This window comes from Lederbergia ruris, from assembly GCF_018332955.1.
GTDB classification, from domain to species: Bacteria; Bacillota; Bacilli; order Bacillales; family Bacillaceae_C; genus Lederbergia; species Lederbergia ruris.
Window position 1 is genome coordinate 11,544 of record NZ_BORB01000033.1, and the last position, 17,787, is coordinate 29,330.

The following is a 17,787-nucleotide window of genomic DNA, read 5'->3' on the forward strand; positions in this document are numbered from 1 at the left end:
ATAACCATTTTTCACTGGGGTTTTTGCGATTATATTAGACCGAATGGTCAAAAAAGGAGAGATATTGTGGAAAACAACAAAAGGATTGATTCTAAAACGAATCTGGGCATTTTGATGCTTGCTATAGGAATGTTTGTTGTTGGGACAGTTGAATTAGTTTTTGCTGGAGTGTTGAAACTGATATCCACTGACCTCGGAGTTTCGGTCGCAACTACGGGACAGCTCGTGACCATTTATGCTGTTATTTATGCAATAGGTACACCTATTCTCATTTCGTTAACCTCCCGCATAGAGAGGAAAAAGCTGTTATTACTTTCGTTATTCGCTTTTATCCTCAGTAACGTCATTGCAGCCATTAGTCCAAATTATATCTTTCTTATGATCTCAAGAATGATTGCAGCCATTAGTGCCGGGATATTTAGCGTATCTTCCATTGCATTTGCTGCCAAACTAGTCCCTCCCGAAAAAGCAGGGAAAGCAATCGGGACAACGGTTATGGGATTTAGCTCTTCATTGGTTTTAGGGGTACCTCTAGGAACAGTTGTAGGAGAAGCATTTGGATGGAGAATGACGTTCACTTTTGTGGCACTTGTTACTCTTCTTCCTGTGTTTGGAATTTGGCTATTTACTCAGAAAGTAAAAGGAGAGGATCCAGTACCGCTAAAAACACAGTTTTCTATCTTACGAAAACCCGCAATGGTTATGGGGCAATTGGTGAGTGCGTTCGTATTTATTGGCCAATTTTCTCTGTATACGTATTTCACACCCTTCTTGCATCATCTGGCTGGTTTTAATATGGGAAAAATTACCATCGCATTCTTTGTTTTAGGCATATTTGGTATTCTAGGAAGTTATATAGGTGGTTATAGCGTAGATAAGTGGGGTGTTAAGAAGACGTTATTTGTAACGATAGGTAGTAGGGTACTTACATTCTTTTTACTTCCGCTGGTTGGGGAACATCCTATTTTTTTATTTTTGATCATGATGGTATGGAGTGCTTCCGGCTGGGCAACGACTCCCGCGAATCAAACATATCTTAGATCTTTGGCTCCAAAATTAGCGGATATGATTATTGCGGTGAATACATCTTTCATGCAATTAGGTATTGCTTTAGGATCAGCAATGGGAGGATTAATCATCAGCAATCATTATTCTTATACCTCACTAAGTTGGTTTGCAGGAGTTATTACCTTGGTTGGTTTATTTTCTTTTTTTCTCTCCATTTCCCTTTCCAATAGGCAAGATACTATCCAATAGGATGTTTAAATTTTTATATCCAACTAGCTTATGTTTAGTTGCACCTTTTAAAAAAATGAAATGAAAGAGGGATTAGTTTGATTATTGCCAAATTCCGAAAGATAAAATGGTAAATGGAAGTCGCATAGAAAAGGGGACAAAACGCTTTGGGGAATTAAGACGTTTAATGCCCGAATTTAACGCAAGCTGTACCAACGCAACAACTCAAAGAGCTGGAAAAAGACGGACTGGTCACCCGTGTTGTGTATCAGGAAGTTCCACCAAGAGGTGATATGTTGCGAGATTTCATGCATAGAAAATAATCATTATGTTCCAATAAATTTTCCACACACTGAACAGTCTTTCTGCATTCTATATATAGAAATGTGTAAAGGGGCTGGTCGTCATGTCTTTAACAAAGTTTGTCGATAAATTGCCGATAATTCCAACGCATAAACCAATTGGGACATATCAAGGAGTTCCCTATTTTGAAGTGTCCATGCGACAGATAAAGCAGAAGCTGCATCGTGATTTGCCGCCAACGACTGTTTGGGGATATAACGGTATCTATCCTGGTCCAACATTTGAAGCGATCAGGAATCAGCCGATCTATGTGAAATGGAAGAATAAGCTTCCATTTGAGCATCCCTTACCTGTTGATCGAAGCCTTATGGGTGCTGGAACTGACCAACCTTCCGTCCGTACGGTTGTTCATTTACATGGGGGGCGTAATCGACCTGAAAATGACGGGTCACCCGATGCATGGTTCACACGTGACTTTGGAAAAAAAGGTCCAAATTTTGTTAAAGAGATCTACTATTATCCAAATTGTCAGCGTTCTGCAACTCTTTGGTATCATGACCATGCCCTGGGAATCACTCGTTTGAATGTATATGCCGGATTATCCGGGTTTTATATAATTCGTGATCAGCAAGAAGAGGAGTTGAATCTGCCAAGCGGGGATTATGAAATCCCTTTGCTGATTCAAGACAAGTCTTTTTATCCTAACGGAGAGCTCTATTATCCTGCTAAACCAGATAAACCACCAGCAACTGCACCCAATTCGCCGCCTATGCCCAATCCCTCTATTGTGCCAGAGTTTTTTGGTGATACAATTCTAGTCAATGGCAAAGTTTGGCCCTATCTTGAAGTAGAACCTCGTAAATACCGTTTTCGCATCCTAAATGGATCAAATGCTCGTTTTTATGAGCTACGGTTAAACAATGGACAACAATTTATTCAAATTGGTACAGACGGCGGCTTACTAGGGTCTCCAGTCGAAGTAAATACGATTCTGCTTTCGCCTGCAGAGCGTGCCGATATTATTATTGACTTTTCTAAAAGTAAGGGAGAACAAATTATTCTTACCAATAGTGCGAATGCACCATTCCCGGGGGGCAGTGGTGATGCTCCAACAGCCGATACCTCACAAATTATGGAGTTTCGAGTTAACGAACATCAGGAAATTGCTGATTCTAGTATAATTCCCGCGAAACTAAGCTGTATGGAAATATTAAATCCCATAGAATCTACTTATACTCGAGTGAACACATTAGATGAGGATACGGATGAGTATGGTCGTCCATTCCAATTGCTCAATAAAATGATGTGGGGGGAGCAGCCTATTACAGAGACGCCTTCCAACGGCAAAATTGAAATTTGGGAGTTTTACAATATGACTAACGATTCGCACCCGATTCACCTGCATCTCGTCCATTTTCAAATCCTAGACCAAGCGAAGTTTAGTGGAAATCCCCTTCATCCAGAAAATCCAAAAGAACCGTTGGTAATAGGAGATCGAATCCCACCTCTACCAAATGAACGTGGCTGGAAAGACACAGTACGTGTTGACCCGGGAATGGTCACACGGATCATTGCCCGTTTTGGCCCTTACACTGGAATCTACCCATGGCATTGCCATATGCTTGAGCATGAAGACCATGATATGATGCGACCCTACGAAGTGTTGAGGAACCCATCGTTTGATCCGTGTGCAGCGATTCCGTCCGTATGTGCAGATGATTCTTTTGCACAATGCTTCAATAATGGAATGTGTCGAGACTATCCTAAGGAGTCAGCTCAAGAGGCTGATATCATAGTGAAAATAGGGGAGCGTATAATAAAAAGGTTTTGATGGGAGACAGAGAAAGAGATTTGAAATCAGGATACCCATACTAAAGAGAGATACCAAACGGTGAACATTTTATTTGTAAAGTTTCACTGTCTCCTCCAAAATATTCAAATATTTAGCAATAAAGCTTTTTGGCTTTATAATTTTAACTTTATTGCCGAATCCCGCTAAAAACTGGTAGGCAAATTGATTCTCAGGTAATTCAATAGTCGCAAGATAACTTCTTGGAGTCACTTTTGTTACGACATTTTTTCCGTATCTCTCGATAAATTGATCTCTTACAACAACATCTATCAATAGCTGTACACTAACCAAATTTGACTGTTTATTATGTTGCTTTTCTTCTTCCAAAACTTTATCAGGTCTTGGAACAAAAAAACCGTCTTTTTGGATATTTGCTATCCTCGTCACTTTAAATGTTCGATAGTCTTCCCGTTCTAAACTATAACCATAAAGATACCAATGCATTTCACTTACATACATCATATAGGGTTCTACGACTCTATATGTTATGTTTCCTTTTTGGTCTACATACTCAAACTTTAATAACCAATTATTTTCAATGGCTTGTTTGATAAATAAAATATCTTCTTTAATTTGACTTCTCCCTGCCCAATCATAAAAAGATAAATCAAGTTTTGGAGCTATATCTGTGCTGGTCATTCCTTTGATTTTTTGAATAGTCGTTTGAATTTCTTGATTCGTAATCAGTTGCTCAAAACCCCCTAAAGCTACGAGTATATTTTCAATATCTTTGTTATTTAATAATCGTTTATCGAATTTATACTCTTCCATCAGTGTGTATCCGCCTTCAACACCATATTTGGCATAAATAGGGATGTTTGCATAACTTAGTGTTTCCATATCACGCTGAATAGTTCGTCTTGTTACATGAAAAAGTCGACTAAATTCTGATGCCGAAACAACCTCTTTTTGTAATAAGATCATCACGATCGAGATAAGTCTCTCAATTTTTTTCATATTTTCCTCCTATATACGACATACATATGTCACCTATGTGCTATTATACTGCAAATATGAAAAGGAGGAAATAAATGATGAAAGCAATAACGTATCTACAATTTGATGGAAAAGCAGAAGAAGCGTTAGCCTTTTATAAAAAGGCGTTACAAGCAACAAGCGTAAAAAAAGTGAGATTTGGTGCTTTTGATCAAGACCCAAATGCTCCATTAACAGAAGAGGAGCAAAACATGATTATGGAATCTCGTATTGAGTTTTCAGGGAATGTTTTAATGCTCTCTGATGTTCTGCCCTCTATGCAAGCTGTGACTGGCGAAGTCATAAAGGGAAATGCTCTCTTAATTAGTATCATTGATGCTGATCCAGAGATGAATAAACAAATTTTCGAAAAGCTATCAGAAGGTGGTACTGTGATCATGCCGTTATCTTCTACTCCATGGTCAGCTAGTTTTGGAATGTTAATCGATAAATTTGGTGTAATGTGGAAGTTTAATAGTGAAGCAAGTAAATTTCTAGATAGTTTTGTAAGTTAAATTTGTATTGTGGGGATTAAGACTCTCCAATATTTTTATTATCAGACCCTGAAATTCCTTTATGATAAGGGATTTCAGGTCGGATTAACCCCGAAATTTTAGACATTAGCGCTCTTAATCGAATTTGGCCGCTGCAATTTGGCGCTTCATTCTAGTTTTCGCGCTACATTTTATATGCCCTGTCGCCATTTTTGGAATGACTGTAACAGATGTCGTACTCATCTGGCATGTCCTAACAATCTATCAGCCGGATTTAATTCTTTGGATGAAGATTATGGCCATTGCTGTGTCCCTAAAAGGCGTTGTGGAGATTTTGCTGTTTATTCGACTTTTTGCAATAGGCCGGTCCAATGAAGACACTTGAATGGAAGAAGGACTTTTCTGTATGAGCAAGAAGAAAGTGAACCATTTCGTAATTTTATTTTGCATCTCTTTTGAAAAAAATTTAATGGAACGAACAAATTTCAGTGGCATATATGTTACATTAAAACTAATAAAGCAATCTTAGAGCTCGTTTGATATCATTCCGATTTTCGTTAAAGAAGACGAAGAACATTTACAAAATAGATCTGTGATATTTTTTATTATTCCTTTACGTATATTGGAACAGATTTAGATTTAAAAAAATTATGGTGCAGGGAGGTGGGGACTTGTGGAATATATTTTTATGGCTGCTCGGTGGTCCCATATTATAGGGGGCTTTTTGGCATTATGTGTGTTTTGGATTCCAATCGTTACGAGAAAGGGGAGAAAGGTTCATCGACGCAGTGGCTGGATATATGTGGTGGCCATGAGCATTGTGTCCGTTTCAGCATTATATATGGGAATCTATCGTCTTGCGTGGGATTCATCATTTGATGCAGATGATGTTCCATTTTCTTGGTTTCTGATTTTTATTGCTATTTTAAGTGGTGGGGCTGTATGGTATGGCTTACGTGTTCTCCGTTATAAAACACGCCGAATCGGACATAGAAAAGCAATGGATCTATTGCTGCCGATACTATTACTTATCTCTGGTATCGCGATTAGTATATATGGTTGGAAAATAGATTTTCCCTTATTGAAGTTTTTTCCTATTGTAGGTGTGTTCTTGGGAGGGGCTCAACTGCAATATTGGTTGTCAGCTCCAACTAGAAGGTCGCATTGGATCGTAGAACATATTATAGGTATGCTATCATGCTGTATCGCTACCGTAACTGCATTTACTGTATTTGGTGCGCCGCGACTTCTTCAGATTGAATCCGTAAGTTTGGTCGTATGGATCATCCCAATCCTTGTTTTTGTTCCGCTTATTATTGGATTCACTAGCTATTATACAAATAAAATGGACGGAAAGCGTTCTGCATCTTGAACGTATGAAAAGAATATTTCCAATAATCAATGAATAAAATCTCTTTATTCCCCTATGAAAATTGGATTTTTCAAAACTCTATTTTAAAAATAAGGTATGAGGAGAAACAAATGAATAATAAATATGTTACCTACAAGAAGTTACAGTCTGGCAATGAAAAGGACTTTCATGATTTAGTCTTATTATTCAATGATGTATTTGAGACTGAGAATGACGTAAATAAGGAGAATATCAGGCGATTACTGAATAATCCAAGTTTTGTATGTGTTGTTGCTTTTCATCAGTCTGAGGTAATTGGGGGAATAACTGCTTATGAGCTCATGTCGTATGATAGGTCTGGGTCTGTGATGTATGTGTATGATTTAGCGGTTCAAAATAGCCATCAGCGAATCGGAATTGGCAGCAGATTGGTTTCTGAGTTATTAGCGGATTGCAGGAGTAAAGGTATAAAGGAATTATTTGTTCAAGCGGAGGAAGCTGATGCCCATGCCGTTCAATTTTATCAGAAATTGGGAGGCGAATCTTTAAAAACACGCCAGTTTCATTTTAACCCTTAAACCTTAAACAGGCAGTAAATTGAATGGAAAATTTAAAATCAGGGGAGCGTTTTTTTGAAGAAAAATTATTGGATGATCGCAATCGGTATGGTTTGGACTGTTGTTTTCGCAGCCATGAGCTTTTACTGGGCAATGGGTGGCCTCATTGGCGCGAGATCCCTTGGCGGCTCAATTTATGAGATGTCTTTAGATCCTCCAAGGTCTTTTGTTATCATTTTATGGCTTACAGGGATAATGAAATTGTTTGGTTTACTACTATTGTCATTGCTTCTTCTTCAATGGAGGAAGCCACTAATAAGCAGTGGCCTCTTTTATGTGACTAAAATAGTAGGGATCGTCCTGTTCTTTTATGGATTCCTTAATTTTACCACTATTACATTAAGTTTGTTTCATATTTTAGATTTTGACTTGGAATCCTATGCAGTATGGTGGAGGTTACTTTTTTGGGAACCGTTTTGGATGGCTGGTGGAGTTTTTTACTTTTTTTCTGTTAAAAGAATATAGATTTCAGTTACATTATGGAAACAAACTGTGCAATAATATAGGAGGTGCAGCATGGGAATTTGCAAAGAGCTCTTGTATAAATAATATTTTTATTATTACAGGAGGTAAAAGGAATGGAAAAGGTATTACTTGATACGGATATTGGTGGCGACATTGACGATGCAATTTGTTTGGCATACTTATTAATGGAACCTCAATGTAACTTAATGGGAATTACCACGGTGTGCGGGGAACCCGAAAAAAGGGCAGGAGTTGCTGATGCGATCTGCAAAACGGTTGGTCGGAAAATTCCGATTATTGCAGGCTTAGATACAACGCTACAAACTGTACCGGTATATCCGACCCCAGACGGTGCTGCGGCATTACAAAATTGGGAGCATGACATCTATAAAAAATCGGACGCACCAGCATTCATGTATCAAATGATTAAAGAGCATCCTCACGAAATTATCCTAATCGGTATTGGCAATATGACGAATATTGCAACTCTATTTCGTGACTATCCAGACACACCTAGTCTATTAAAAGGCCTTTATGTGATGAATGGATATTTTGCAAATGAACCATTGCCAGAGCCTTGGTATAATTGGAACACTTGGGCAGATCCACTGGCTTCAAAAATGGTATTTGCTTCCGATGTGAATGTTCACAAAGCAATACCACTTGAGGTTACCGAGATGCTGACCATTGATGCAGAGAGAGCAAACGAATTGTTTCACACAAACTCAAAACTAAACAAAGCAGTCCTCGACTTTGGAAATGTCTGGTTAGAAAGCTCGAATCAATTAACATTACATGACCCTTTAATGGCCGTTTCCGTTTTCCACCCGGAAATATGCCAATTTGAAAAAGGATTTGTTACAGTTGAAACGAATGAGGAATCATCGATGGGTGCCACGGTCTTTACATCAAACCAAAAGGGGAACGTAGACATCGCAAAAGCGGTGGATAAAGAAGCTTTCTATAGCGTTTTATCATCTACATTAAATAGATCAATATGATGTATAAAAGAGAGATTCCACCACTTGTGATTAGCAGAGCCACTGCCGCTGGTGAAGCAGGGATAGAGTGGCTGGCGAAACTGGATGAGGGCCGTCCCCGTTTTCGTGGAAAAGCAAAAAGGAGAGGAACGGCGAGAAGGTAGACTAACCCCGTTTTCGTGGAAAAGCGAAAAAAGGGGGACGTCACGAATGTAACTTTTGATCTTCTAAAATCAGTGGAAATGGAAGGACCCCTCTCTGGTTGAATTTTCACTTTATCAAGTCAGACTCCTTTACTTTTTAACCGTATAATGCAATTCTACAAATTGATTAAATTTCCTTGTCCCTTTTAATAACAATAAATGATCTAAACTTAATTTCCATGCTGGTGTGGCAATGATAATGAAAATTCCTTTATCAATATAATCTAATAGAGAGGAAATTAAGCGGTAGTGGTATATATGTATTAGAAAAATACTAATTATTGCAGATATTAGAGGTGACTCGATAACAAAAACGCCAAAATGCGGGAAACATTACTCTAGGAAAAAGTTGACATCAAAAAAGCCGATTTTCTAAGAATAAGGAAGATTCGGCTTTTTTGATATGAATAAATTCTCACAGTATGAAAACAGGTACTTGTAAAATTGTGTGCGGACTATTTTGATAGATAAGTAAATGTATGACAAAGTATATAGGTATTTCATTGTTTATTTGAACATTCAGACTATTTTAGATAGGGATAAATATTGACAAAAGGCGAAGGAGAGTTTAAAATATATAACCTCATAAATTTTATTTCTCAAATATAAATAATCATAACATTTATTGATCCGAAAGTCAATAGTTTTATTGGAAAAATATTTAAAGGAGGAAATGTACATGTTTTCACCTAGAATGCTGCATTCTCTAAATTCTTCAATGTTGGAAAAATATACGGATGAAATCATAGAAGTAAATCAAACAGCAAAAGAATTTGGGCTTGTGTTAACTCGGGATGAAATAAAAAATATCATTGTTTCTAGAAATCAAGTCCTTCAGAACTATGGTCGAGTGGAATTAAGTGTTGACGTAACCAAAGAGTTAGCCGAGGTTTTTTGTGCCTCTCCCTATGTTGATGATAGGAACTATGTATCCACTCTATATGAGCTGCAAGAGACCTTTTATTACGTAAAAAATGAGACAGAAGATAAGATTGGCGACTCTCCATTAATTGGTGTTATGAAGGATTACTTTGATGATGTTTGTAACGGTTCTTTGGAACTTTTAAAGAGCAAGCTTGAAGAATTTACGGAACGGTTTAGAGGTGATGCCGCATTTAGGAAATCTTTTCTTGAAAGGGATGAACGATAGTGGAATCAGAAAAACGCTGCAATGATCACTCCTTAGTGACACAAGGAAAGATAAATCAAGCTCGTCTATTACAAAACCAGTATACGCTATCCATTTTGAATGAAGGATTACGAGTAGGTTTACTAAATAGTGAAGATGTATTTGGTACGCAAAGGAAATTGATGTCTATATTGAAGAACTTGATTAGACGGTACACCCAAGGAGAAAGCTCTTCTGTAACATCTGAAACAGCTGTTAGTCTATTATCTTCTGTTCTATATGCTGTAGATGCTTATCTAATACATTTGAACGATCCGGAAAAAGCAATTGACGTCTTAAAAAACGGCAATATAAAAAATGGATATGACCAAGGGATAGAGTTGATTCGCCATTGTTTGGAGGAAACAAAACAGCTCTATAAAGAGATCCACAATCATAAATTGGATGTTGCAGTAGAAGCTTATAATCTAACGATTGATGAATCAATCCCTGTGTTTCTAAAGAAATATGGTATCGTTTTCGATGCACATAATACGATGGCAAGCATTGATTATCCGTTAGCGATCGATGATATGAGCATTCAGGGTGTGTATTACCTTAGGCAATATCTAACTCATTTAAAAATGGAAACCCAGTTTTGCCTCTTGTTTAACGAAGACGATATTCAATCGGTTTTGATTAACTACGGGAGAATATGTGGGTTCGACTATCGAATAGAACTATTCAATATATTTGAGTTAGTATTAAATAATGCGATTTTTTCCGTTTTATCTGGAGGACGCGCCGGTCAAATAAAAATCACAAGCGATCAATTTAAACAATTAGAAGATTTATTTGTGAGATTGGATGATCCGCAGATTGAGTCCGTTATTTTAAAAGCTGTAGCTCAATTGCAACATGATTTCAACATTCATGATCCGCAGATGACTGATTATTTGAATCGGTGTGGCATGAATCTAGTACACAGGGTTAAAAGTGTTGTAAAACATAACCGCCTTGAGACAATGGTGATCGTGGAAAGGGAATTGAAAGCGAAACCGATTGTAACGACATTCAAAGCAGCCGATAGAATGAGTGATCATCACTTTCGGCTATTCATTGAAAAGATCATGAATAGTGAAAAGATAGCGGATAAGGTGGATGTGATTCGGACAAATTTCTACTCCCTTCATGATTATATCGATCTGCTGAATACCGACTGTTTAATGAACGATGAATATGAAGCACTGTTTAAGACCTTTGGTGATGTAGAACTAGCAATTTTGATAAAAATAGTGTTCTATGAGGAATTACGGAATGATGCAAAGGATTTATCCTCTCTCTATGACAAGGAAGAGGAACATGAAAGTGAATGGCAGGCCCATTTTATTGAATTTATTAAAAACATCGATAGGAATAGACAAGAGGCCATTGAGAAATTTGTTTATGATATTGACTATGAAGAGATTAGTTTTTACTAAAATGTAAAGTCACTGTATATAGAAAGAAAATTAATGATCCCGGATATTCTGAATACGATATTGAAGAATTGTAAAAAAGGCGGCGCTTATTTCGAAAGTAAAATAAGTGCCGTTATTTTGTTGTCGTAAAAGGCTTGCTCAGCTATAGTCTTTTTCTGAATGTAAATGAGCAAACGGCAAAGCTTGAGCAGCCCAACGTTTTCAGTTCATTTTTGTTTTAAAGGTCCCAAACGTTTAGCGAATTATTTTTCTCATTCCATGATAATATTAATAGTATATTAAATACATCGGAAAAGGGGTTTTAAAATGACGAAACGTGTAAATTTAGGGAAGTCAGATATTTCAGTACATCCGATTGGTTTAGGCACGAATGCTGTCGGAGGTCATAATCTCTTTCCCAATATTCTAGATGAAGAACAGGGAAAGAATGTTGTTCGAACAGGATTAGATCATGGCATCAACCTATTAGATACAGCTTTTATTTATGGACCAAAGCGCTCAGAGGAATTAATCGGTGAAGTTATCCAGGAGTACAAACGGGAAGATATCGTACTTGCAACGAAAGCTGCTCATAAGTTTGTTGGTAATGATATGGTACTGGATAATTCTCCTGCCTTTTTAAAACAATCTGTAGACGAGGCACTTGGGCGTTTGCAGACAGATTATATTGATTTATTTTACATTCATTATCCTGACGAGGACACACCTAAAGCTGAAGCTGTCGGCGCTCTTAAAGAGCTAAAAGATCAAGGGAAAATCCGCTCTATCGGTGTTTCCAACTTTTCGCTTGATCAATTGAAGGAAGCAAACCAGGACGGCTATGTAGATGTTTTACAAGCGGAATATAATTTACTGAAACGAGATGCTGAAAAAGATTATTTCCCTTATACAGTAGAAAACAATATTACTTTTATTCCTTATTTTCCGCTAGAATCCGGTTTATTGGCTGGGAAATATGATGAAAACACCACTTTTTCTGACTTTCGGGCTAAAAACCCTAACTTCCAAGGGCAGCAATTCTTGGATAATCTAAAAAAAGTCGATCAACTAAAGGAAATTGCGCAAAAATATGATGCAGAAACAGCTCATATTGTTCTGGCTTGGTATTTTACACAACCTTCAGTAGATGTTCTTATCCCTGGAGCAAAACGACCTGAACAGGTTCAAAGCAATCTAAGAGCTGCTGAAGTCAACCTTACGAATGAAGATATTCAAAAAATCAGTGCGATCTTTGCTTAAAGAGGATGTTCAAAAAGTAAGGATCAACTGAATGAACAGCTAAGTTCGCGCTGTCCTGGCGTAACGCCGTTCTGACCTTTAGCCGACGGGCCCTTTTTATCCTCCTTTTTGAACTCGAATTTAAGTATTGGTTTAAAAAATGAAAAAGGAATTGTCTAAATACTGGCAGCTAATGAAGCTACTTTTTCTCTAAGCAAGGGAAAAGGTAGTCTTTTTTTGTTGTTGATATTTTCCCTGAATCTCCAGTAATCGCCGTCTTTTTGCGAGTGTTTCTTCATTCCATTCCTGTGTGATCTCAGCCGCGTCTTTATGCTTTTCCTGTTGAAACCAGTCTGGTACCTTTTCTGTACGAATGATTCTCCGCTTCGGCTTGGCTGAGGATTTCTGATTGGTTAATAAAATTTTGTACGCATATTTCCAAGCGAAAATCGCACGTTCAGCTGTTGCTTCTAAGGCTTGTGAGATTTGCTCGAGCGAAAAGGTTTTGCAAACATGAGCTAGTTCACTTTTCTGTGAGGTTTGAAGTGGGAAAAAGCGCAATTTCTTTAGTTGTTTTTCGACAATGGTTATTTTGTCTTGAATGTTCCCCGTTTCCCCAACCTGTGTTTCCTCTTCTACAATCTTTTCTTGTCCAAAATAATGGCGTCCCTCGTCACTAAGGGCATACCAATTTGTCCGATCATAGCGGTGTTTCCCGTGCTGTTCCATAACGATAAGGCCCTGCTTTTTTAAAGAAGAAAAAATCCGTTTAATAGTTGCGATTGACCAAAATGGAAAATCTTCTTGCCATTCTCTATATGTACGCTCAATCCACACCCGTCCGTTCAAAGGGGTTCCTTCTTTTTCAACACGTTCGTAAAGTGTCTCCAATACAATACTTTCATTCAAACCAATCGTTTTTGCTAACTCTTTGCCAAATGTAATTTTCTGCATTTTCATCCCTCCTATCCCTCATATAGATGCGATCGACACAAAAGGACACCTTATTTAATAATTATTTTTTTATTATGTTTTTTAAATGCTTATTAAGATCAAGAACTTAAAGAGGAGGGCAAAGTGATCTACTCTAAGGGCGAGTGGTGCTACTGTTCGAGTGGCGCAAATTTATTTCATCGAGTGATACAAGTGATTCGGAACGAAAATGTCTTTAGTGTCGTTTTTATTTTTGTGTTTTAACTCTGCATAAGATTTTGTTCGTGCTTAAAAATCTTCAAACAAGGTAGCCTTTTTTTCGGTTCTTCTCTATATAGAGAGCGAAAGGGGGCGAGAACATGGCACAAGAAATTTTAGAAGCATCCAAAATGAAGCTTGTGTTTGATTATGGGTTGGACGAGGATAATAAGCCCGTCTATAAAACGAAGACATTCAATCGGATTCGTCTTCAAGCATCAGCAGATCAGCTCTATCAGGCTGCAGATGCAATTGGGTCCTTATCAGCACAGCCACTTTGGAACATTGAGCGCAATGATACGTACCAAATCGGCGAGTAATCGCGGGCATTTTGGTAGAAGGGAGGTGAGTACATGAAGGTGTTAGAATTAAATTTTTCATCAGAAGAAGGGAAAAATGTTCGCATTACCGTTGACGAACCAGTTGATCCGATCGAGGCGGAACAAGTTAAGGACGCGATGGACGAGATTTTAGCTGCTGACATTTTCCTTGACACAGACGGCAATCCATTAACGGAAGCAAAATCAGCACGCATCGTCGACAAAACGGTCACAACGATTGATATTAGCTAAAATATATGGCTCATTCCCGTGTGTGGAATGAGCCTTAGTGCTTTATGGTGAATAAATTGAAGGAGAAAAAATTTTATTTTTAATGAAGTGTAATGTCTGAGGGAGTTGGTGGTTGAAAAATTAATAAAATTCTTAGACGTTTACAGATAAGGAGATGATAATCATGTTTATCAGTGAGATTGGATTTCCGGCTCTTGTCATCTTTTAGAGACAGGCACCTCATTGAAGCACTTGCTTTTTTATCTTATTAATTTCTTTTTCCTCAAGTCCGGTTACTTCTATAATATCTTTTGTAGATAAGCCTTTCACAATTAGGTTTTTTGCAACTTCCATTTTACCTTTTTCCATGCCTTTTTCCATATATCTTTCTGCTAGTGTCACGATGACTTCACTTCCTTCCGGGTACGTAGTTTCGATTTGCTTCATAACCTGCTGGGCATCCTCTTCCGTCAAATTCTTTCCGGTGCTAAATACATATCGCATCATGGTTTCCAGGTAATCAATTCCCTTTTCCTTATTCTTAATTTCCCTAAGAAATGTCAGTGCCTTCATGATTGATTGCACTAATTCCTGATTGTTCGGATTAAATATTTCTCTCACTACCATCTGATATATTTTCAGAATGGCCTCACCTTTTATTTCTTCGTCTGAATGAGGGGAAAAATCATAAAGCAGATATGCAAAGTTCGGAACATAGACCTGTACTTCTTCTGGTAAATGATCATATCCTTTCATCATGTCGCCCAATTTTTTTACTTTCTGCCAGTTATCCCTTCCATGATAGATGACAAGTGGGATAATAATGGGTAATTCCCAGTTGTTTTCTTTTTGCGTTTTCGCTTCCCAAATCGCAATCATATATTTCAGTAACTGTAGGGCAATGCCTTTGCTTGGATAACTCTTATGCTCAAACAAAAAATAGAAATATCCTTCTTCTCCTTGTATAACTGCTTTAAACAGTAAATCAGAGAAACTTTCATCCAAGTTTTTATCTACAAAGCTGTCCTTCTGCGGTTCCAAGGAATGCAAATCAACCACATCCATCAAGCTATTCGGCAGGTAGTGATTCAGGAAATCCTTTGCAACCTCGGCATCTCCAAATGTTTCTTTGAAAAAAGTATCATGCGGATTTTGCAGCTTCATCGTATCTTCACGTCCGGTCTGTATTTATTCCCTTTATTACGATTATTATACACCGGATACACCGTGATTTCCATTGGATGAAGCGAATAATCATATGTATTTAAGCTCGTTAAAAACCTATTGCTCTTTACTTATGATTTTAGATGAGATTTATTAAGCAATCGGGTTATTTTGTTTTAAATTAAGAACCTTTTTCTTTTCTGCATCCTTCTTAACGATACATAATTCGAAAAGAGGGGAAAAATACCTTTATATTCGTAGTTATGTCTATCCTTTAGTGCATTATGTTTAAGATTCTGTAAAAGTGGTATATTAAAAAGTAGAAATTAGCACTCTTCTTAGTTGAGTGCTAATAGCCAATACTAAGAAAAGGAGAGGTTAATGATGGCTGGATTGATTCCGTTCAACAGGAAAAATAGAAATGTTGTTGGTGCTAAGAATCCTTTCAACATGATTGATGACTTCTTTGATGAGGCTTTTAGTGACTTTCCGTTTATTAGGAGAAATTTCGTTATGGATCACTTCAAGGTTGATGTAAGAGAAACAGACAATGAATACTTGATTGAGGCTGAACTTCCGGGTATAAAAAAAGAGGATATTGACATCAGTTTTAACGATGATGGCAGACTTTCTATAGCTGTCAATAGGAATGAAAGTATTGAAGAAAAAGACGAGGACAACACGTATATTCACAAAGAGAGACGTTATGGATCCATGCAGCGTTCCCTTTATTTGGAAAATGCTAAACCCGACGAGATAAGTGCAAAGATGCAAGATGGATTGTTGAAAATCATTGTGGCGAAAGAACAAACTGATAACAAGAACACACGTAAAGTTGAAATTGAGTAATGCTGTACCCCTTGAGCGACCACCTGCTTCAGCAGGTGGTCGTTTATGAAAAGGGGGGACGTTACCTATGAATATAGTATTTCTTAATCCCGGAAAAGAAAGGTTCAGTCAGGATAGAAAACGACAGATCTATTTACTCAGATTCAATTTCAACACCCTGGCCTGACGTGGGATTGTAAAGACCAACCGTCTCCCGTTTTTCACCAAACACATCGTCTACAGAGAAACGCACGTATTTAACGCAAAGTCTATTTTTATATGCATAAACAAGATGCAATTGTCCGTCTTTCGTTTGGTACAAGGTCGGATATTCATACTGCGCATTGTTTGTCTTGTTTTCTGCACCAATAAATCCTTCCGCCGCTTCAAATACACGTCCAATTGGCCATGTTTGCCCAAAATCCTCAGAAATTGAAACGGCAACGGGATTTCTCAAACCAGGCCATGCAACCTTTCCAAACTCTGGGTTGTGAGTTGCATTTACATTATAGGCAACAGCAATTTCACCTGATTGTAGTTTTATTGCACTTATACTTGCATTATTATTTGGAAGAACTGTTTTTTCCGGCACTGACCAAGTGTCACCAAAATCATGTGACTCACTCATATAGATATTGTCCGCAAAACGACTGCGCATAAAGGCTACTAAATGCCCAGGTTCCACTTCGACAACATTTGCGTGAACACGGCCATTACTTTCTGGCATTCTCACTTTTTTCCATGTATGACCTTGGTCATCAGATATGCGGAATTCGGTAGGATCATTAGTTAATCCTTCTGCCGAATCTTCACAAAGCCATGTTGCGAAAATCCAACGACCATTGTTCAAAATTTGAATAGCTTGACGGGCAAACGTTCCTTCATCTGAAAAGAGTACTTCAGGCTCTCCCCATGTTTGTCCTTCGTCATTTGATTTTTGAACCATAATGATGGACGTAAACTGCATATTGTCCTTGCCTTCTTGACGGCTCAATTGTGATGTATAAATCAACCAAATTTGGCCATCTGGTGCTCTGAAAAATGCTGGGTTTTGTTCACTCCGGTCTTCACCTTTTGATACGATTTCTGGGTGAGACCAAATTTGTGTGTCTGGATCTAGCTTGGAAACAGCAATAGAAATATCACCACTACCCTCAAAACTACCCGCAAACCACGCACAGAGCAAACCTCCATCAGTTGTTTCAATTAAAGCGGGCGCATGTGCTGTTTTTGCTCCACCTGTAGGGATTAACGCAAAATCAATATCCAAGAATTCATCACGGTAAACAACTCCATTTGGTTCAGAAACTCTAACACTCGGTAATTTTGTCATTATATAGTCTCCTCTCATTGTATAGCTGCAATCGCTTTATCTATGTTTGCTAGAATGGATTGGTATTTTAATAAACAGTTAAAACGTTCATAATCATAATCTAGACGCACTTTCTAATAGTGCGGTAAAAAGGACCCTTCGGCGACTACGCTGACGTCCTGTCAGCAACGCCGACACTAGCACATCCTGTGCATTCGAGGGGGCAGTTTCGAGCAGTGGACTTGTACAGGATGTACTGACTTCTACGTTACCCGCAGGACATGGACGCTTTTAGTAGAAGATCCTTTATCCTGATACATGAGCAGTGCGGAAACAAGCCAACGAACTTCCACGGGATATGTCGGCGGTGTCATTTTTGCCGGAGGCCTGCAGGAAGCAGGTCACAAAGGCGTGGCGATTGTTGTCGTGAATTTAGCCTTTGCTCCTCATTTTTGAAC

Annotated in this window: 18 protein-coding genes; 14 read left to right on the forward strand and 4 right to left on the reverse strand. The window is 38.1% G+C overall.

Features of this window, described 5'->3' with window-relative positions:
- The first annotated feature begins 66 nt into the window (after positions 1-66).
- From KI363_RS16175 to KI363_RS16185, 3 genes are all read left to right on the forward strand, one after another.
- On the forward strand, positions 67-1,257 hold the full coding sequence (locus KI363_RS16175; protein ID WP_158324084.1) for an MFS transporter: 1,191 nt from the start codon (positions 67-69) through the stop codon (positions 1,255-1,257).
- Between the two features lie 212 nt (positions 1,258-1,469).
- Positions 1,470-1,559: a hypothetical protein gene (locus KI363_RS22405; RefSeq protein WP_373284649.1), complete on the forward strand. Its 90-nt coding sequence runs from the start codon at positions 1,470-1,472 to the stop codon at positions 1,557-1,559.
- Positions 1,560-1,642: 83 nt separating this feature from the next.
- Entirely contained in the window at positions 1,643-3,370 is a 1,728-nt protein-coding gene (locus tag KI363_RS16185; RefSeq protein WP_212966970.1) for a multicopper oxidase family protein, read from the forward strand.
- A gap of 69 nt (positions 3,371-3,439) precedes the next feature.
- On the opposite strand, the gene KI363_RS16190 is transcribed toward KI363_RS16185, so the two are convergent.
- On the reverse strand, positions 3,440-4,348 hold the full coding sequence (locus KI363_RS16190; protein ID WP_120075918.1) for a helix-turn-helix transcriptional regulator: 909 nt from the start codon (positions 4,346-4,348) through the stop codon (positions 3,440-3,442).
- Positions 4,349-4,425: 77 nt separating this feature from the next.
- Here KI363_RS16190 and KI363_RS16195 point away from each other — a divergent pair, with 77 nt between their 5' ends.
- The 8 genes from KI363_RS16195 (at position 4,426) to KI363_RS16230 (ending at position 12,304) form a co-directional block, all read left to right on the forward strand.
- The gene (locus tag KI363_RS16195) at positions 4,426-4,881 is read left to right on the forward strand and encodes a VOC family protein (protein ID WP_120075926.1); all 456 of its coding nucleotides are present in this window, start codon (positions 4,426-4,428) and stop codon (positions 4,879-4,881) included.
- A gap of 652 nt (positions 4,882-5,533) precedes the next feature.
- Positions 5,534-6,232, forward strand: a complete 699-nt coding sequence (locus KI363_RS16200) for a DUF2306 domain-containing protein (RefSeq protein ID WP_212966971.1) — start codon at positions 5,534-5,536, stop codon at positions 6,230-6,232.
- A 110-nt stretch (positions 6,233-6,342) separates the two neighbouring features.
- Positions 6,343-6,789, forward strand: coding sequence for a GNAT family N-acetyltransferase (locus tag KI363_RS16205; RefSeq protein WP_212966972.1), 447 nt, complete (start codon positions 6,343-6,345; stop codon positions 6,787-6,789).
- Between the two features lie 54 nt (positions 6,790-6,843).
- Positions 6,844-7,293 carry a DUF3995 domain-containing protein gene (locus tag KI363_RS16210; RefSeq protein WP_212966973.1) on the forward strand — a complete coding sequence of 150 codons (450 nt, stop codon included), beginning with the start codon at positions 6,844-6,846 and terminating at the stop codon, positions 7,291-7,293.
- A gap of 113 nt (positions 7,294-7,406) precedes the next feature.
- On the forward strand, positions 7,407-8,294 hold the full coding sequence (locus tag KI363_RS16215) for a nucleoside hydrolase (RefSeq protein ID WP_212966974.1): 888 nt from the start codon (positions 7,407-7,409) through the stop codon (positions 8,292-8,294).
- Between the two features lie 861 nt (positions 8,295-9,155).
- Positions 9,156-9,626, forward strand: a complete 471-nt coding sequence (locus KI363_RS16220; protein WP_212966975.1) for a DUF6323 family protein — start codon at positions 9,156-9,158, stop codon at positions 9,624-9,626.
- Positions 9,626-11,065, forward strand: coding sequence for a DUF6179 domain-containing protein (locus KI363_RS16225; RefSeq protein ID WP_212966976.1), 1,440 nt, complete (start codon positions 9,626-9,628; stop codon positions 11,063-11,065). The genes KI363_RS16220 and KI363_RS16225 overlap by 1 nt, the downstream gene beginning before the upstream one ends.
- A gap of 306 nt (positions 11,066-11,371) precedes the next feature.
- Complete coding sequence (locus KI363_RS16230; RefSeq protein WP_212966977.1) at positions 11,372-12,304, forward strand: aldo/keto reductase; 933 nt, start codon at positions 11,372-11,374, stop codon at positions 12,302-12,304.
- 189 nt (positions 12,305-12,493) lie between these two features.
- Here KI363_RS16230 and KI363_RS16235 read toward each other — a convergent pair whose 3' ends face one another.
- Entirely contained in the window at positions 12,494-13,237 is a 744-nt protein-coding gene (locus KI363_RS16235; RefSeq protein ID WP_212966978.1) for a hypothetical protein, read from the reverse strand.
- 338 nt (positions 13,238-13,575) lie between these two features.
- Here KI363_RS16235 and KI363_RS16240 point away from each other — a divergent pair, with 338 nt between their 5' ends.
- The gene (locus KI363_RS16240) at positions 13,576-13,794 is read left to right on the forward strand and encodes a DUF1659 domain-containing protein (protein WP_158323824.1); all 219 of its coding nucleotides are present in this window, start codon (positions 13,576-13,578) and stop codon (positions 13,792-13,794) included.
- Between the two features lie 33 nt (positions 13,795-13,827).
- Positions 13,828-14,046, forward strand: coding sequence for a DUF2922 domain-containing protein (locus KI363_RS16245; protein WP_158323823.1), 219 nt, complete (start codon positions 13,828-13,830; stop codon positions 14,044-14,046).
- A 219-nt stretch (positions 14,047-14,265) separates the two neighbouring features.
- Here KI363_RS16245 and KI363_RS16250 read toward each other — a convergent pair whose 3' ends face one another.
- Positions 14,266-15,189, reverse strand: coding sequence for an Rpn family recombination-promoting nuclease/putative transposase (locus KI363_RS16250; protein WP_212966979.1), 924 nt, complete (start codon positions 15,187-15,189; stop codon positions 14,266-14,268).
- A 384-nt stretch (positions 15,190-15,573) separates the two neighbouring features.
- Here KI363_RS16250 and KI363_RS16255 point away from each other — a divergent pair, with 384 nt between their 5' ends.
- On the forward strand, positions 15,574-16,038 hold the full coding sequence (locus tag KI363_RS16255; RefSeq protein ID WP_212966980.1) for an Hsp20/alpha crystallin family protein: 465 nt from the start codon (positions 15,574-15,576) through the stop codon (positions 16,036-16,038).
- A 133-nt stretch (positions 16,039-16,171) separates the two neighbouring features.
- Here the strand turns inward: KI363_RS16255 and KI363_RS16260 are convergent, their stop codons facing one another.
- Positions 16,172-17,350, reverse strand: a complete 1,179-nt coding sequence (locus tag KI363_RS16260) for a sialidase family protein (RefSeq protein ID WP_212966981.1) — start codon at positions 17,348-17,350, stop codon at positions 16,172-16,174.
- Positions 17,351-17,787: the final 437 nt, after the last annotated feature.

Bases quoted from the DNA above. Each gene is read 5' to 3' on its own strand.
- KI363_RS16240 (WP_158323824.1), top strand. From the start codon at position 13,576: ATGGCACAAGAAATTTTAGAAGCATCCAAAATGAAGCTTGTGTTTGAT.
- KI363_RS16230 (WP_212966977.1), top strand. From the start codon at position 11,372: ATGACGAAACGTGTAAATTTAGGGAAGTCAGATATTTCAGTACATCCG.
- KI363_RS16190 (WP_120075918.1), bottom strand. From the start codon at position 4,348: ATGAAAAAAATTGAGAGACTTATCTCGATCGTGATGATCTTATTACAA.
- KI363_RS16220 (WP_212966975.1), top strand. From the start codon at position 9,156: ATGTTTTCACCTAGAATGCTGCATTCTCTAAATTCTTCAATGTTGGAA.
- KI363_RS16205 (WP_212966972.1), top strand. From the start codon at position 6,343: ATGAATAATAAATATGTTACCTACAAGAAGTTACAGTCTGGCAATGAA.
- KI363_RS16260 (WP_212966981.1), bottom strand. From the start codon at position 17,350: ATGACAAAATTACCGAGTGTTAGAGTTTCTGAACCAAATGGAGTTGTT.
- KI363_RS16215 (WP_212966974.1), top strand. From the start codon at position 7,407: ATGGAAAAGGTATTACTTGATACGGATATTGGTGGCGACATTGACGAT.
- KI363_RS16250 (WP_212966979.1), bottom strand. From the start codon at position 15,189: ATGAAGCTGCAAAATCCGCATGATACTTTTTTCAAAGAAACATTTGGA.
- KI363_RS16195 (WP_120075926.1), top strand. From the start codon at position 4,426: ATGAAAGCAATAACGTATCTACAATTTGATGGAAAAGCAGAAGAAGCG.
- KI363_RS16245 (WP_158323823.1), top strand. From the start codon at position 13,828: ATGAAGGTGTTAGAATTAAATTTTTCATCAGAAGAAGGGAAAAATGTT.
- KI363_RS16255 (WP_212966980.1), top strand. From the start codon at position 15,574: ATGGCTGGATTGATTCCGTTCAACAGGAAAAATAGAAATGTTGTTGGT.
- KI363_RS16235 (WP_212966978.1), bottom strand. From the start codon at position 13,237: ATGCAGAAAATTACATTTGGCAAAGAGTTAGCAAAAACGATTGGTTTG.
- KI363_RS16185 (WP_212966970.1), top strand. From the start codon at position 1,643: ATGTCTTTAACAAAGTTTGTCGATAAATTGCCGATAATTCCAACGCAT.